Raw genomic sequence first — 15377 nt, forward strand, 5'->3', positions numbered from 1 at the left:
CAAACGCCTCCCTTCGCGGAGGCGTTTTTGTATGCGTTTCTGCTCAGGCTCAGGCGCTGACCAACATCCCCTCCCGGCGGCGACCCACCAGCCAGAACGCCAGACCAATCAGCAAGGCGCTCAGGGCGAAGAGGGCCCGGGTGCCGAACACCAGCTCGCTGGCCAGGGTCAGGCCCTGCTCTCCCACCAGGGCGGCGAACAGGCCGCCGAGCCCGGCCACCCCGGTCAGCTGGCCCAGATTGCGCGACAGGGTCAGCAGACCGGCCACGGCGCCCCGGGTCTGCTCACTCGCCCCACCCACCACGGCACTGTTGTTGGCGGTCTGGAACAGGGCATAGCCGGTGGTCAGCAGCAGTATGGGAAGCAGGTAGCCGAGCGGGCCGAACTGCCCCGCCGCCCCGGCCAGACCGAGGGCCGCAGCCCCCATGACGGCCAGCCCCAGCCGGACCACCTGCCGCGCCCCCAGCCTGTCCACCAGCCAGCCAGCGGGCATGCCCGTCAGGGCCGCCAGCAGGGGCCCGCCCGATATCATCAGGCCGACAGTCCCGAGACTGAGACCGAAGACGCCCCTCAGGTAGAAGGGGCCTATGAGCAGGGTCAGCACCATGACGCTGGCCACCAGGGCGCTGGCGACAAGGCCGTTGCCAAGCCCCGGGGCCCCCAGCAGCGCCAGCGGCAACAGGGGCACAGGGGCGCGGCGCTCGCGGCGAACGAACGAGGCCGTGACCAGCAGGGCCCCCATCCCCCACCAGAGGGCCAGGGTGCCCCCCAGAGTCAGCGCCAGGCCGTAGCAGAGCAGGGCCGCCACCAGCAGTGACAGGCTCGCGAGGTTCATCCCCTCCTTTTGTGGCGAGGAGCCGTCCCCGGGCAGACCGAGCCGGGCACAGCCCAGCGCCAGCAGGCTGAGGGGCACCAGCAGCAGGAAGGGGGCCTGCCAGCCAAAGCCGGCCGTCAGCAGGCCGCCAAAGGAGGGGCCGAGCGCAGTGCCGCAGGCCGACAGGGTACCGAGCAGCCCCATGCCCCAGCCCCGCCGCGCCAGCGGCACCAGCTGGCCCACCATGGCCAGCGCCAGGGAGAGCATGCAGGCTGCAGCGACTCCCTGCAGGGCACGGGCCGCGATCAGCCAGCCTATGGTCGGCGCCAGGGCGCACAGCAACGAGGCCAGCGCAAAGAGCCCCAGCCCCAGGAGCAGCAGGCGACGCCGACCGAACCTGTCCCCCAGTCGGCCGGCCACCACAGTCAGGCAGGTGATCCCCAGCAGATAGGCCACCAGCACCCACTGCAGGCTGGCAAAGGGCACTGCAAAGGCCTGCCCCAGGGCGGGCAGCACCATGTTGGCCAGGCTACCCCCCAACATGGGCAGCAGGGTGGCGAGGCCGAGTGCCAGCAGGCCGAGACGGCGAGCGGCAGGGGTCGGAAGGGGCTTGGGTTCTGACATGGCACAGTCTCCGGCAGAGGATGATGCCACAAGGCTAGCGGGGGGTATGAGTTGGCGGAAGACGCACGACTTGCAGCTTATAGCTGCACGAGACGCCATATGAAGATCGGGGTTCTCGCGTATGATGAAGCCAACCGACCGTCATGGGTCATCACCCGGGATCCCCGGCTCGGCGAGGGCAACACCATGAACACCCCCGACTTCAATCTGCTGCTGACCCTGGATGCCCTGCTGGACGAGGGCAGCGTGGCCGGTGCCGCCAGACGACTCTCCTTGAGCCCCTCCGCCATGAGCCGGGCCCTGGCCAGGCTGCGGGAGACCACGGGTGACCCCCTGCTGGTCAGGGCGGGCCGGGGTCTGGTGCCCACGCCGCGTGCCCTGGCCCTGCGCGCCCAGGTCAGCCAGCTGGTGCAGGAGGCGCATGCCGTGCTGCGCCCCCAGCAGGAGATAGACCCGGCCCGGCTGGTGCGCACCTTCCGCCTGAGATCCAGCGACGGCTTCGTGGAGGCGGTCGGCCCTGCCCTGCTGGCCCGGCTCGCCGCCGAGGCCCCTGGGGTCAGGCTGCACTTTCTGGCCAAGCCCGACAAGGGGAGCCGCCCCCTGCGCAGCGGCGAGCTGGATTTCGAAACCGGCGTCATAGGTGCAGAGACGGCGCCCGAGCTGCGTACCCAGGCGCTGTTTCAGGACCACTTCGTCGCCGTGGTGCGTCCGGGCCACCCCCTGTGCGAGGGTACCCTGACCGCCGCCCGCTATGCCGCCGCCCGCCACATCATGGTGTCGCGGCGCGGGCTGGAGCAGGGTCCCATAGACGAGGCCCTGGCGCGCCTCGGGCTGGCACGCGAGGCGGCGACCCTGGTCCCCGGCTTTGCCACTGCCCTGGCCCTGGTGCGGGGCAGCGACCTGGTGGCGACGGTTCCCGAGCGGCACTGCGCCGCCCTGCACGCCGATCTGGTGACCCTGCCCCTGCCCTTCCCGCTGGCAGGGATCAGGGTCGCCCTGATCTGGCACCCCAGTCAGGACGCCGACCCGGCTCACCGCTGGCTGCGCACCCTCATCCGCGAGACCTGCGCCCAGGCCCCCTATGGAGTGGACATCAGAGACAGCTGATCACCCGGCGGCAGGCAAATCCACCTCCTGGCCGCCCGGGGAGCACGGCGCGGCCGCCCGAAATTCCGAAGGTTCCGGCACGCTGCACCCGCCTTTTCCCTCCGTCACACAGAGCCGCGAGGCGCCGCTCACCCCTTGTTCAAAAAAAGATCGACCCGCCCCCTTCCCTCGGATTTATACGAGCGTATAATTCAGATCAAAATCAGTGCAGCAGGAGCCTTGTTAGATGCACCCCACTCGTCAAAAACTGCTCGATACGGGCCTTGCGATCGCCACCGACAAGGGATTGCGCGGCCTCACTGTGCGCGAGCTGGCGGCGGCGGCCGAAGTCAATCTCGGCACCTTCGTCTATCACTTTGGCAACCGCGACGCCTTCATCGACGAGCTGGTGGAGCTCTGGTACGCCCCCCTCTTTGATGAGCTCAAGGCGGTGGCTGCCCGCGGCACCTACCCCTCTGCCCTCGCGACCTTCGAGGCCACCATGGTGGCGGTGATCGCCCTGGTGGCGCGCCAGCGCAGCTTCATCAATCACCTGTTTGGCGATGCTCTGGCCGGCGAGAACGCGGCCCAGCGCTTTCTGCTGAGCCTGCCGCGCCGCCACCCCCTGCTGCTGCTCGAGCAGGTCCAGAAGGCGCAGGTGGAGGGATCCCTGGTGGCGGGCCACCCGCTGCAACTGATGATCTTCATCATGGGCTCCGTCGGTCTGCCCCTGGTGATCGCCGGTGGTGGTCGCCAGCTCGGCTGGCTGCCCCCGGAGGCGGCGCCGTTTTTGTCCCAGATAGACAACCCCGAGGCCGCCCGGCAACGCCTGACGTGGGCCCTGCGCGGCCTGCGCCGCTCCGAAGGAGATCCCGCATGAAACAACGCATCGCCATCCTGGTCCTGCTGCTATCCGTCATCGGTGGCTACCTCTGGTGGCAGGGCCGTCCGGCCGACGGCTCCATCCTCTACGGCAACGTCGACATCCGCGATGTGAACCTGGCGTTCAGGGTCGGCGGCAGGGTCAACGAGGTGCTGGTCGATGAGGGGGACATCATCAAGGCGGGTCAGCCGCTGGCGCGTCTCGATCCCGTGCCCCTCGCCCACCAGCGCGACAGCGCAAGCGCCAATCTGGCCGCGATCGAAGCGGCCAACGCCTTGGTGCACAAGGGGTATCGCAGCGAAGAGCGCGATCGGGCACGGGCCGAACTGGCCGCCGCCGAGGCGGCTGCGCTCGAGGCAGAGCAGCAGTGGCGTCGCCAGAGTGCGCTGGCGGCGACCGGTGCCATCTCCCGTGGTCAGCTCGACAGCGCCCGCTCCCAGCGGGATCAGACCCAGGCCCAGGTTCGCTCCGCACGCGAGCAGCTCGGCCAGCTCGAGACCGGTTATCGCCCGGAGGAGATAGCCCAGTCCGATGCCCAGCTGCAAGGGGCCAAAGCGGCGCTGGCCAGTGCCGAACTGGCGCTCGCCGACGCCACGCTGACAGCCCCGAGCGACGGCATCCTCCTCACCCGCGCCATAGAGACTGGCAGCATGGTGCAGCCGGGAGCCACCGCCTTCAACCTCTCACTGACAGCGCCTGTCTGGGTGCGCGCCTATGTGGAGGAGCCCTGGCTCGGCCACTTCCCGAGCGGCGCCAGGGTGACCCTGACCACCGACTCAAGGCCGGACAAGCCCTATCAGGGGGTGGTGGGCTTTGTCTCCCCCACCGCCGAGTTCACCCCCAAATCCGTGGAGACGCCGGACCTTCGCACCCACCTGGTCTACCGGCTGCGCATAGTGGTGCAGGATCCTGACTCTGCCCTGCGCCAGGGGATGCCGGTCACCGTCAGGCTGCAGCCATGAACGCCGCCATCCAGCTCGCCGGGCTCACCAAGTGCTTCGGCGATCGGGTGGCCCTCAACGCCATCTCGGCCACCATTCCGAGCGGCGGCATCACGGGTCTGGTGGGGCCGGACGGCGCGGGCAAGAGCACACTGCTGCGCCTGCTGGCCGGTCTGCTGGTGCCGGAGGCCGGGGAGATCCGGGTGCTGGGGCTGGATCCGGTGCGCGAGGGGGATGCCCTGCGCCAGCGGCTCGGCTACATGCCCCAGCAGTTCGGGCTCTACGAGGATCTCAGCGTGCAGGAGAACCTCAACCTCTATGCTGACTTGCGCGGCGTGCTGGAGCCAGAGCGCAGCCCCACCTTCGAGCGCCTGCTCGCCTTCACCGATCTCGCCCGCTTCACCGCACGGCCGGCGGGCAAGCTGTCGGGGGGAATGAAGCAGAAGCTGGGTCTGGCCTGCGCCCTGCTCGGCACCCCGGACGTGCTGCTGCTCGACGAGCCCGGGGTCGGGGTCGATCCCATCTCCCGCCGCGCCCTCTGGAAGATGGTGCGCGAGCTGGCCCAGGGAGGCATGACGGTGCTCTGGAGCACCGCCTACCTCGATGAGGCCGAGCTGTGCGACCACGTGCTGCTGATGGCGGACGGCGAGGTGCGCACCAGCGGCACCCCGGCGGCACTCATGGGGGCCATGGCGAGCCGCTGCTGGCTGCTGGAAGCCGGAGAACTGGACGGCCGTGAGCGGCGCGCCCTGTTGCGCCGCGCCCTGGCCCACCCGGCTGTGATGGACGGCACCGTGGCGGGGGAGCGGGTGCGCCTGCTGCTGCACCCGGGCCAGATGCAGCCTCCCCTGGCGGAGCTCGGCCTCTCGGAGGGTGGCTTCGTACCGACCCCTGCGCGGCTCGAAGATGCCTTTATCGATCTGCTGGGGGGCGGCCCGGGTGGGGAATCCAGCCTGGCGCAGCTGATGCGCGAGGCCAGCCTGCCCGAGGGGGTCTCCCCGGAGGCGGTGATCGAGGCGCGCCGCCTCACCAAGCGTTTCGGCGATTTCACCGCCACCGACGACGTCAGCTTCGCGGTGCGCCGGGGGGAGATCTTCGGCCTGCTCGGCCCCAACGGCGCGGGCAAGTCCACCACCTTCAAGATGGAGTGCGGCCTGCTGCGCCCAAGCAGCGGGCAGGCGCTGGTGACCGGCATCGATCTGGCCCGCAGCCCCTCGGCGGCGCGTCAGCACCTCGGCTACATGGCCCAGAAGTTCTCCCTCTACAAGCAACTCACCGTGGCCCAGAACCTGTCGTTCTTCGCCGGCATCTACGGCCTGTTCGGTCGCCAGCAGCAGACGCGCATCGACGCCATGGTGAAGGCGTTCGCCCTCGGCCCCTGGCTCGACCAGCAAACGGAATCCCTGCCCCTTGGCCTGCGCCAGCGCCTGTCCCTCGCCTGCGCCCTGCTCCACGAGCCGCCGCTGCTGTTCCTCGACGAGCCTACCTCGGGGGTCGATCCTGTGACCCGGCGGGAGTTCTGGTCCCACATCAACGCCCTGGCCGATCACGGGGTCACAGTGCTGGTCACCACCCACTTCATGGACGAGGCGGAGTATTGCGACCGCATCGCCCTCATCTACCGCGGTCGCCTGCTGGCGCTCGGCACCCCGGACGAACTCAAGGCCAGTGCCGCCGGAGGCAACCCCCTCTCCTTGCCAACCTCTTCATTACCAACGATGGAAGAGGCCTTCATCACGCTAGTCGAGCAGGCCAGCGAGGAGGACGCATGAGCATCAACCGCCGCCGTCTGCTGGCCCTGTGCCACAAGGAGTCCCTGCAAATAGTGCGCGACCCCAGCAGCATCCTGATCGCCTTCATCATGCCCGTGGTGCTGCTGGTGGTGATGGGCTACGCCATCAACCTGGATGTGGACCACCTGCGACTCGGCATCTGGCGCACCGACGGCGGCGCACCGGCCATCCGCCTCGAACAGGCCCTGCGCGGCTCGAACGCCCTTGAGGTGCAGGACGGTCCGAGCAAGGAGGTGCTGCTCAAGAGCCTTGAGCGCGGCGAGATCCGAGGCCTGCTGGTGATCGACGAGGGGTTCTCCCGTGCCATGGCGGGCCAGGGCGGCAGCACCCCCAGGGTCTTGCTGCTCACCGACGGCTCCGAACCCAACACGGCAAACTTCGTCACCAACTACGTGCAGGGGATCTGGCAGGGGTGGCTCGCCAGGGAGGGTGTCTCCCTGCCGGTGGCGGTGGAGAGCCGCGCCTGGTTCAACCCGGCGCTGGTGAGCCGCAACTTCCTGGTGCCCGGGTCCATCGCCGTGGTGATGACCATCATAGGCGCCCTGCTCACCTCCCTGGTGGTGGCCCGGGAGTGGGAGCGCGGCACCATGGAGGCCCTGCTCGCCACCCCGGTGACCAAGACAGAGTTGCTGCTCTCCAAGCTGTTGCCCTACTACGGGCTCGGCATCGCCGCCATGCTCATCTGCCTGCTCTTCTCGGTGGCCGTGATGGGGGTGCCCTGGCGCGGCTCGCTGATCTCCCTGTTCGTGCTCACCACCCTGTTTCTCGGCAGCGCCCTCGGGCTCGGGCTCTTTCTCTCCACAGTGATGCGCAGCCAGTTCAACGCCGCCCAGGCCGCGCTGACGGCAGCGTTTCTGCCGGCCATGATGCTCTCGGGCTTCGTGTTCGAAATCGCCAGCATGCCGCCCCTGTTGCGGGCCATCACCCACCTGATCCCGGCCCGCTACTTCGCGAGCTCGTTGCAGACCCTCTACCAGGCGGGCAACGTGCTCTCCATCCTGCTGGTCAACGGCGTCTGCCTGTTGCTGCTGGCCGCCTTCTGGCTGGCCCTCACCGCCCGCAAGACGCGGCGCACCCTGGAGTAAACATGCTGATCCGACTCTGGTGGTTGATCCGAAAAGAGTTGCAGGCCCTGATGGGCAATACCCAGGGGCGCTTCCTGCTCATCATGCCGGTGCTGCTGCAAACGGCCCTCTTCCCCTTCGCCGCCACCCTGGAGGTGACCGGCAACACCCTGGCCATCTACGACCAGGATGGGGGGGCGCAGAGCCGGGAGCTCATCGAGCGCCTCACCCACATGCCCGCCTTCACCACTGTGATGCCGGTGTCGGGTGAGGCTGTGATGACAGATGCCATCACTGGGCAGCAGGCCCTGATCGGCCTCATCATTCCGCAGGATTTCTCCCGCCGCCTGGCGCGCGGCGACACCGCCAAGGTGCAGCTGATCATCGACGGGCGCCGCTCCAACGGGGGGCAGGTGGCGGCGGGCTACATCAATCAGGTGATCGCCCGCTGGCAGAGCGAGGGCAAGGGGCTGCCGGAGCTCACGGTGCGCCACCTCTACAACCCCAACATAGAGTTCAGCTGGCACATACTGCCCTCCCTGGTGGCCATCATCACCACCATAGGCTGCCTCATCGTCACGGCCCTGTCGGTGGCGCGGGAGCGGGAAGAGGGCACCTTCGATCAGCTGCTGGTCTCCCCCCTCACCGCAGGCTGGATCATGGCGGGCAAGGCGGTGCCCGGCATTCTGGTGGCGGTGGGCCAGGGCACCATAGTCGCGTTGGCGGCCCGCTTCCTCTATCAGGTGCCGTTTGGCGGCAGCACCACGCTGCTGATGGCAGGCATGGTCTGCTACGGTCTGGCGCTGGCGGGGATAGGGCTCTTCGTCTCGTCCCTCTGTTCGACCCAGCAGCAGGCGTTTCTCGGGGTCTTCTCCTTCATGGTGCCGGCGGTGATCCTCTCCGGCTACGTCTCCCCCATCGAGAACATGCCGCTGTTGTTCCAGTGGCTGGCGGCCGTGGATCCCCTCAGCCACTTCATCCTGCTGCTCAAGGGAGTCTTCCTCAAGGATCTCGGCTGGTCGGCGGCCTGGCCCCTGCTCTGGCCCCTGCTCGCCATCGCCGGTGTCTCCCTCTCCCTGGCGCTGGCCATGTTCCGCCGCCATATCGCCTGATGACCCGGCCCCTGCCCCCCATGCCGGCACTCGACCGGAGCCAGCCACCGCGCCGGGTACGGAAACCGTCAACTGGTATACCCATTTATGTATAAGTTTGAATTCCCTCGAATTACCCCTGAGGAGATATATAAATAGACACTTGATTTGCATCAATCGACCGCCCCCGCCGACTGGTTAGCCTAGCTTCAGAATGATGTTTTATTACTCCAAATCAGAGGCAATCATGAGCAAAGTCAGGCTGGCCGTCATCGGCAACGGCATGGTGGGGCACCGCTTCATCGAAGAGTTGATCGAGCGATCCGATCCGGGCCGGTTCGAGATCACCGTCTTCGGTGCAGAACCGCGTCCCGCCTACGATCGTGTCCATCTCTCCTCCTACTTCTCCCACCACACCAGCGAAGATCTCTCCCTCGTCAAACCCGGTTTCTACGAGAAGCACGGCATCCGCCTGCTGCTCGGCGAAGCGGTGAAAAAAATCGACAGGGCAACCCGCGAGGTGCACTCCAACAAGGGCACTGTGGTCGGCTACGACAAGCTGGTGCTGGCCACCGGCTCCTACCCCTGGGTGCCGCCCATTCAGGGCAGCCAGCACCACGAGTGCTTCGTCTATCGCACCATCGAGGATCTGAAGGCCATCCGCAGCGCCGCCAAGAGCGGCAAGAGCGGCGTGGTGGTGGGTGGTGGTCTGCTCGGGCTGGAGGCGGCCGGTGCCCTCAAGGCGCTGGGCCTCGAGACCCACGTGGTGGAGTTCGCCCCTGTGCTGATGGCGGAGCAGCTCGATGGCCAGGGCGGCCAGCTGCTGCGCCGCAAGATCGAGTCCATGGGGGTGCAGGTGCACACCAGCAAGAGCACCAGCGAGATCCTGATGCACGGCGGCAAGGAGGCCAAACACCGCCTCGCCTTCGCCGACGGCAGCGCGCTTGACGTGGACGTAGTGGTCTTCTCCACCGGCATACGCCCGCAGGACACCCTCGGCCGCTACTGTGAACTGGCCATAGCCGAGCGCGGCGGCGTCGCGGTCGACGATCACTGCCTCACCTCCGACCCCGACATCTATGCCATCGGCGAATGCGCCGCCTGGCAAGGCCGCTTCTTCGGCCTGGTGGCGCCGGGTTACAAGATGGCCCAGATCACGGTGGATCACCTGCTCGGCGGCGACAGCCGCTTCGAGGGGGCGGACATGAGCGCCAAGCTCAAGCTGCTCGGCGTCTCCGTCGGCTCCATCGGCGATGCCCACGGCCGCACGCCCGGCAGCCACAGCTATGTGTTCCAGGACGATCAGGCCGGCGTCTACAAGCGGATAGTGGTGAGCGAAGACAACAGTCGCCTGCTCGGCGCCGTGCTGGTCGGCGACGTGGATGACTACGGCAACCTGCTGCAGCTGATGCTCAACGCCCTGCCGCTGCCATCCCACCCGGACACCCTGATCCTGCCCGCCTATGCCGGTGCCAAGCCGACCCTGGGGGTCGATGCCCTGCCGTCCACCGCCCAGATCTGCTCCTGCTTCGACGTCTCCAAGGGCGATATCGCCCAGGCGGTGGCCGAGGGTCACACCACGCTGGCCGCCATCAAGCAGCACACCAAGGCCGGCACCGGTTGCGGCGGCTGCGTGCCGCTCATCAGCCAGGTGCTCAACGCCGAGCTGGTGAAGCAGGGCATAGAGGTCAACAACCACCTCTGTGCCCACTTCCCCCACTCCCGCCAGGAGCTGTTCCATTTGGTCAAGGTGGAAGGGATCAAGAGCTTCGACGAGCTGCTGGCCAGACACGGTCAGGGCTATGGCTGCGAGGTGTGCAAACCCACGGTCGGCTCCATCCTCGCCTCCTGCTGGAACGGCCATGTGCTGAGCCCGCAGAACACCCAGCTGCAGGACACCAACGACATCTTCCTCGGCAACATGCAGAAGGACGGCAGCTACTCCGTCATCCCGCGCATGGCCGGTGGCGAGGTGACCCCGGCAGGCCTGCTGGCGGTGGCCGAGGTGGCCCGTGACTACCAGCTCTACACCAAGATCACCGGCGCCCAGCGCATCGGCCTGTTCGGGGCTCAGAAAGACGATCTGCCCGCCATCTGGCGGAAATTGCTGGCCGCAGGCTTCGAGACCGGTCAGGCCTACGCCAAGGCGCTGCGCATGGCCAAGACCTGCGTCGGCAGCACCTGGTGCCGCTTCGGCGTGCAGGACAGCGTCGGCCTCGGGGTCTTCCTCGAGAATCGCTACAAGGGCATTCGCACCCCGCACAAGATGAAGTTCGGTGTCTCCGGCTGCACCCGCGAATGTGCGGAAGCCCAGGGCAAGGACGTCGGCATCATAGCCACGGACGCGGGCTGGAACCTCTATGTGGGCGGCAACGGCGGCATGAAGCCGCGCCACGCCGATCTGCTGGCCTCGGACCTGGACCGCGAGACGCTGATCAAGCTGATCGACCGTTTCATGATGTTCTACGTCACCAGCGCCGACAAGCTGCAGCGCACCTCGGTCTGGCTCGGCAACCTGGAAGGGGGCGTCGACTACCTGCGCGAGGTGATAGTCGACGACAAGCTGGGACTGAATGAGACCCTGGAACGTGACATCCAGGTGCTGATCGACGGCTACGAGTGCGAATGGTCCCGCACCCTGAATGAAGAGGAAGCGCTCAAGCGCTTCAGCCACTTCATCAACAGCGGCAAACGTGACCCTGACGTGCAGTTCGTCAGCGAGCGTGACCAGCACAGGCCCGCCACCCCGGCGGAGCGCATCCCCGTCTACCAGATCGAAGTGGAGGCCAAATGATGAAATTCGCCTGTCAACTGAACGACATTTTCCCAGGCACCGGCGTCTGCGCCCTGATCGAAGGTCGCCAGATCGCACTGTTCCGCCCGAGCGAAGCGGCCGAGGTGTTCGCCATCGACAACCGGGATCCCTTCTTCGCCGCCAACGTGCTGTCGCGGGGCATCATCTGTGAACACGACGGCGCGCTCTGGGTCGCCAGCCCGCTCAAGAAGCAGCGCTTTCGCCTGAGCGACGGCCACTGCTTCGAGAATCCGGCCATGTCGATTGCGGCCTATGCCGTTGAAGTGCGTGACCAGCAGGTCTGGGTCGCCGTCTAATCCCATACACATCAGGGCGGCCTGCAGGCGGCCCGTTTAGAGAGAACCAGCATGTATACCGACACCATCAACAAGTGCGCCGCCAACGCGGCCCGCATCAACCGCTTCGAGCGGGACGACAAACTCGGCTTCTGGCTGAGCTCTGCCATGGCGGGGGCCTATGTGGGCCTGGGCATCATACTCATCTTCACCCTGGGCAACCTGGTGGATCCCAGCATTCGTCCGCTGGTGATGGGGGCCACCTTCGGCATCGCCCTGACCCTGGTGATCATCGCCGGCTCCGAGCTGTTCACCGGCCACACCATGTTCCTCACCCTGGGGGTTAAGGCGGGCAAGATCTCCATGGGCGATCTGCTGCGCATCCTGCCCCAGACCTGGGCCGGCAACCTGCTCGGCTCCATCGCAGTAGCGCTGATCTACTCCTACGGCGGCAGCTTGCTGCCGGACGCGGGCAGCCTGGCCCACAAGGTGGCGCTGGCCAAGACCCAGGCGCCGGCCCTGACCCTGTTCATGAAGGGGATCCTCTGCAACTGGCTGGTCTGCCTCGCCATCTGGATGGCGCTGCGCACCGAGGGCGCGGCCAAGTTCATCGCCATCTGGTGGTGCCTGCTGGCCTTTATCGCCTCCGGTTATGAGCACTCGATCGCCAACATGACCCTGTTCGCCCTCTCCTGGTTCGGCGCCCACTCGGATGCCTACACCCTGGGTGGCATAGGCCACAACCTGCTGTGGGTCACCCTTGGCAATACCGTCTCCGGCGCGATCTTCATGGGCCTCGGTTACTGGTATGCCACCCCCAAGGCGGAGCGTCCCGTCCCAGTGACCGACGCCAGCGCCACCGCCAGCCAGACCCAAACCGCCTGATCCGGAGGCCCCATGGACTACTTGCCCATCTTTTGCCGACTCGACAATAAACCCGTGCTGCTGGTTGGCGGCGGTGAGGTAGCGGAGCGCAAGGCGCGCCTGCTGCTGGATGCCGGTGCTCACCTCACCGTAGTGGCGCCCGCCCTCGACCCCGAGCTGGCGGGGCTGGCCGCCGACGGGACCATCGACTGGCTCACCGCCGAATTCGAGCCGGCTCAGCTGACGGGCAAGTGGCTGGTGGTGGCCGCCACCGACAGGCGCGAAGTCAATGCGCTGGTCTACCAGAGCGCGAACCAGGCGGGGATATTTGCCAACGTAGTAGACGACCCCAAGCGCTCCAGCTTCATCATGCCGTCCATCATCGACCGCTCGCCGCTGATGGTGGCCATCTCCTCCGGCGGCAAGGCCCCGGTGCTGGCCCGTTTGCTGCGCGAGAAGCTGGAGGCCCTGCTGCCCCAGCACCTCGGCACGGTGGCGACCTTTGCCGGCGGCCTGAGAGACAGGGTCAAGGCCCGCTTCGCCAGCATGGGGGAGCGACGCCAGTTCTGGGAGCGGCTGCTCGGTGCCGACCGGCTCGGTCAGGCGCTGGCGCGCGGCGACAAGGCCGCCGCCAACCAACTGGCCGACGCGCTCTTTGCCGAGGATGCCGCTGCCAAGGGCGAGGTGATCCTGGTGGGCGCCGGTCCCGGCGATCCCGGCCTGCTCACCCTGCACGCCCTGCGCCAGATGCAGCAGGCGGATGTGGTTGTCTATGACCGGCTGGTGTCGGACGAGGTGATGGCGCTGGTGCGACGGGATGCCAGACGCATCTTCGTCGGCAAGCAGGCGGGCAACCACTGCGTGCCCCAGGAGGGCATCAACCAACTCTTACTGGAGGAAGCCAGGAAGGGGCAACGGGTGGTGCGGCTGAAGGGCGGCGACCCCTTCATCTTCGGCCGGGGCGGTGAGGAGCTGGAGACGCTAGTCGGCAGCGGCGTGGGCTTCCAGGTGGTGCCGGGGATCACGGCCGCGAGCGGCTGCGCCGCCTACGCGGGCATCCCCCTCACCCACCGCGATCACGCCCAGAGCGTGCGCTTCGTCACCGCCCACGGCAAGGGCGGCGCCCAGGATCTCGACTGGCCCCTGCTGGCCCGGGATCGGCAGACCCTGGTGTTCTATATGGGGCTTTCATCCTGTGGGGTGATCCGTGAGCGACTGATGGCCCACGGCAAGGCCGGCGACACCCCGGTGGCGCTGATCGAGCGCGGCACCCAGCCGAGCCAGCGGGTCATCCGTGGCACCCTGGACCAGCTGCCCGAGCTGGCGGTCGGGGTCGAGAGCCCGGCCCTCATCATGGTCGGCTCTGTGGTGACCCTGGCCGGCAAGCTTGCCTGGTTCGGTCAGGCCAGCGACCCCCAGCAGACGGTGGCCTCCGCCTGATCCGGTGCCCAACGCCCCTGTATTGCAAGCGCCACCCTGAGGGTGGCGTTTTTTTTACTGCATTTACAGTCATAACCTATTGTTTTGGGTCTGGTATCCTATGGGGCACGGCCATCCGGCCAACCGAATTCAGGAATCTTGTTGCATGTCTCTCCCCCCCAAGAACAGCGCCAAGCAGCGTGAACACGACAGATCCCGCATCCTCACCCTGCTGCTGGCCGACGATGCCCTCACCGACAGCCTGCTGGATCCGCAGGGGGTGCAGGACGCCGAGCTGCGGGATCAGACCAGCGAGCTGACGCGCCTGGTCAACAGCCTGCCGGCCGCCGACGTCGCCGATGCGCTGGAATCCCTGCCGCCGGACGAGCGCCACGTGCTCTGGCAGCAGGTGGACCCGGAGAGGCATGGCCAGATCCTGGTCGAGGCGTCGGAGACGGTGTGGGACAGCCTGATCAGCGGCATGAGCGACAAGGCGCTGCTGCACGCCCTGCGCACCCTCGACATCGACGATCAGATCTACCTCGGCCAATACCTGCCCCGCAACCTGATGGGACGGCTGCTCACCTCCATGGCCCCCGACCAGCGCGACCGGGTGCGGGAAGTGATCCGCTACGGCAAGCACACGGTCGGCGCCATGATGGACTTCGAGCTGATCACGGTGAGGGCCGACATAAGCCTGGCGACGGTGCAGCGCTATCTGCGCCAGCTCGGCAAGATCCCCACCAACACCGACAAGCTGTTCGTCACCGACAGGCGCAACCGGCTGCAGGGGGAGCTGCCGCTCACCACAGTGCTGCTGCACAAGCCCGATACCAAGGTGGGAGACGTGATGGAGAAGAACCCCGTCACCTTCGATCCGGAAGACAACGACGAGGCCGCGGCCCGCACCTTCGAGCGGGACGATCTCATCTCCGCCGCCGTGGTGGATGGCAAGGGCAAGCTGATGGGCCGGCTCACCGTCGCCGAGGTGGTGGATCTGGTCTATGAGGAGAGCGACACCGATCTGCGCCGCATGGGGGGGATCAGCGAGGATGAAGATGTCTTCGCCCCGGTCAGCAAGGCGGTCAAGACCCGCTGGGCCTGGCTCGCCCTCAACCTCTGCACCGCCTTCATGGCCTCGCGTGTCATCGGCCTGTTCGAGCACAGCATCTCGCAGCTGGTGGCGCTGGCAGCCCTGATGCCCATAGTCGCGGGCATAGGTGGCAACACCGGCAACCAGACCATCACCATGATAGTGCGGGCGCTGGCGCTGCAGCACATCCAGCCGGGCAACGTCTCCTTCCTGCTGTGGCGCGAGCTGGGGGTGGCGCTGATCAACGGCCTGGTGTGGGGCGGCACCATGGGGGTCGCCACCTACTTCCTCTATCAGGATGCGGCGCTGGGCGCCGTGATGACCCTGGCCATGATACTCAACCTGCTGGTCGCGGCCCTGATGGGGGTCATCATCCCCATGACCATGACCCGCCTCGGCCGGGATCCGGCGGTGGGGGCCAGCGTGATGATCACCGCCATCACCGACACCGGCGGCTTCTTCATCTTCCTCGGGCTGGCGACCCTGTTCCTGCTCTAGTGGCGGATCGGCGCCAATATGAAGGGGCCTGATGGTCCCTTTGTTTTTTCGGCCGGGAGGACGGGCACATGCCCCCTGACCCGCAAGGCGGGTGATGAAAATCCGCCATGGCAGCTC

Annotated in this window: 12 protein-coding genes; 11 read left to right on the forward strand and 1 reads right to left on the reverse strand. The window is 67.2% G+C overall.

Annotation, left to right across the window (positions count from 1 at the left end; genetic code table 11):
* Nucleotides 1-49: 49 nt before the first annotated feature.
* Entirely contained in the window at nt 50-1438 is a 1389-nt protein-coding gene (locus Aeroheme_RS19640) for an MFS transporter (protein WP_411166417.1), read from the reverse strand.
* A 186-nt stretch (nt 1439-1624) separates the two neighbouring features.
* On the opposite strand from Aeroheme_RS19640, the gene Aeroheme_RS19645 reads away from it, so the two are divergent.
* From Aeroheme_RS19645 to mgtE, 11 genes are all read left to right on the forward strand, one after another.
* A complete protein-coding gene (locus Aeroheme_RS19645; RefSeq protein ID WP_411167268.1) occupies nt 1625-2545 on the forward strand; it encodes a LysR family transcriptional regulator in 921 nt (306 codons plus the stop codon).
* A gap of 226 nt (nt 2546-2771) precedes the next feature.
* The gene (locus Aeroheme_RS19650; protein ID WP_411166418.1) at nt 2772-3404 is read left to right on the forward strand and encodes a TetR/AcrR family transcriptional regulator; all 633 of its coding nucleotides are present in this window, start codon (nt 2772-2774) and stop codon (nt 3402-3404) included.
* Nucleotides 3401-4369 carry a secretion protein HlyD gene (hlyD, locus tag Aeroheme_RS19655; RefSeq protein ID WP_411166419.1) on the forward strand — a complete coding sequence of 323 codons (969 nt, stop codon included), beginning with the start codon at nt 3401-3403 and terminating at the stop codon, nt 4367-4369. Before Aeroheme_RS19650 ends, hlyD begins: the two co-directional genes overlap by 4 nt.
* Nucleotides 4366-6120, forward strand: a complete 1755-nt coding sequence (locus tag Aeroheme_RS19660; RefSeq protein WP_411166420.1) for an ATP-binding cassette domain-containing protein — start codon at nt 4366-4368, stop codon at nt 6118-6120. The genes hlyD and Aeroheme_RS19660 overlap by 4 nt, the downstream gene beginning before the upstream one ends.
* On the forward strand, nt 6117-7226 hold the full coding sequence (locus Aeroheme_RS19665) for an ABC transporter permease (protein WP_411166421.1): 1110 nt from the start codon (nt 6117-6119) through the stop codon (nt 7224-7226). Before Aeroheme_RS19660 ends, Aeroheme_RS19665 begins: the two co-directional genes overlap by 4 nt.
* Before the next feature lie 2 nt (nt 7227-7228).
* Complete coding sequence (locus Aeroheme_RS19670; protein WP_411166422.1) at nt 7229-8317, forward strand: ABC transporter permease; 1089 nt, start codon at nt 7229-7231, stop codon at nt 8315-8317.
* A 226-nt stretch (nt 8318-8543) separates the two neighbouring features.
* Nucleotides 8544-11090, forward strand: a complete 2547-nt coding sequence (gene nirB / locus Aeroheme_RS19675) for a nitrite reductase large subunit NirB (RefSeq protein ID WP_411166423.1) — start codon at nt 8544-8546, stop codon at nt 11088-11090.
* Nucleotides 11090-11407, forward strand: a complete 318-nt coding sequence (gene nirD / locus Aeroheme_RS19680; RefSeq protein WP_241343864.1) for a nitrite reductase small subunit NirD — start codon at nt 11090-11092, stop codon at nt 11405-11407. Before nirB ends, nirD begins: the two co-directional genes overlap by 1 nt.
* 51 nt (nt 11408-11458) lie before the next feature.
* A complete protein-coding gene (gene nirC / locus Aeroheme_RS19685) occupies nt 11459-12271 on the forward strand; it encodes a nitrite transporter NirC (protein ID WP_411166424.1) in 813 nt (270 codons plus the stop codon).
* A 12-nt stretch (nt 12272-12283) separates the two neighbouring features.
* Nucleotides 12284-13690, forward strand: a complete 1407-nt coding sequence (cysG, locus tag Aeroheme_RS19690) for a siroheme synthase CysG (protein WP_411166425.1) — start codon at nt 12284-12286, stop codon at nt 13688-13690.
* Nucleotides 13691-13835: 145 nt separating this feature from the next.
* A complete protein-coding gene (mgtE, locus tag Aeroheme_RS19695; RefSeq protein WP_411166426.1) occupies nt 13836-15260 on the forward strand; it encodes a magnesium transporter in 1425 nt (474 codons plus the stop codon).
* Nucleotides 15261-15377: the final 117 nt, after the last annotated feature.

Origin of the sequence: Aeromonas sp. DSM 116730, from assembly GCF_046581335.1 — a bacterium.
GTDB classification, from domain to species: domain Bacteria; phylum Pseudomonadota; class Gammaproteobacteria; order Enterobacterales; family Aeromonadaceae; genus Aeromonas; species Aeromonas rivipollensis.

Excerpts from the sequence above, each read along its gene's own strand:
- Aeroheme_RS19640 (WP_411166417.1), bottom strand. The coding sequence starts at position 1,438 with ATGTCAGAACCCAAGCCCCTTCCGACCCCTGCCGCTCGCCGTCTCGGC.
- Aeroheme_RS19645 (WP_411167268.1), top strand. The coding sequence starts at position 1,625 with ATGAACACCCCCGACTTCAATCTGCTGCTGACCCTGGATGCCCTGCTG.
- Aeroheme_RS19650 (WP_411166418.1), top strand. The coding sequence starts at position 2,772 with ATGCACCCCACTCGTCAAAAACTGCTCGATACGGGCCTTGCGATCGCC.
- hlyD (WP_411166419.1), top strand. The coding sequence starts at position 3,401 with ATGAAACAACGCATCGCCATCCTGGTCCTGCTGCTATCCGTCATCGGT.
- Aeroheme_RS19660 (WP_411166420.1), top strand. The coding sequence starts at position 4,366 with ATGAACGCCGCCATCCAGCTCGCCGGGCTCACCAAGTGCTTCGGCGAT.
- Aeroheme_RS19665 (WP_411166421.1), top strand. The coding sequence starts at position 6,117 with ATGAGCATCAACCGCCGCCGTCTGCTGGCCCTGTGCCACAAGGAGTCC.
- Aeroheme_RS19670 (WP_411166422.1), top strand. The coding sequence starts at position 7,229 with ATGCTGATCCGACTCTGGTGGTTGATCCGAAAAGAGTTGCAGGCCCTG.
- nirB (WP_411166423.1), top strand. The coding sequence starts at position 8,544 with ATGAGCAAAGTCAGGCTGGCCGTCATCGGCAACGGCATGGTGGGGCAC.
- nirD (WP_241343864.1), top strand. The coding sequence starts at position 11,090 with ATGAAATTCGCCTGTCAACTGAACGACATTTTCCCAGGCACCGGCGTC.
- nirC (WP_411166424.1), top strand. The coding sequence starts at position 11,459 with ATGTATACCGACACCATCAACAAGTGCGCCGCCAACGCGGCCCGCATC.
- cysG (WP_411166425.1), top strand. The coding sequence starts at position 12,284 with ATGGACTACTTGCCCATCTTTTGCCGACTCGACAATAAACCCGTGCTG.
- mgtE (WP_411166426.1), top strand. The coding sequence starts at position 13,836 with ATGTCTCTCCCCCCCAAGAACAGCGCCAAGCAGCGTGAACACGACAGA.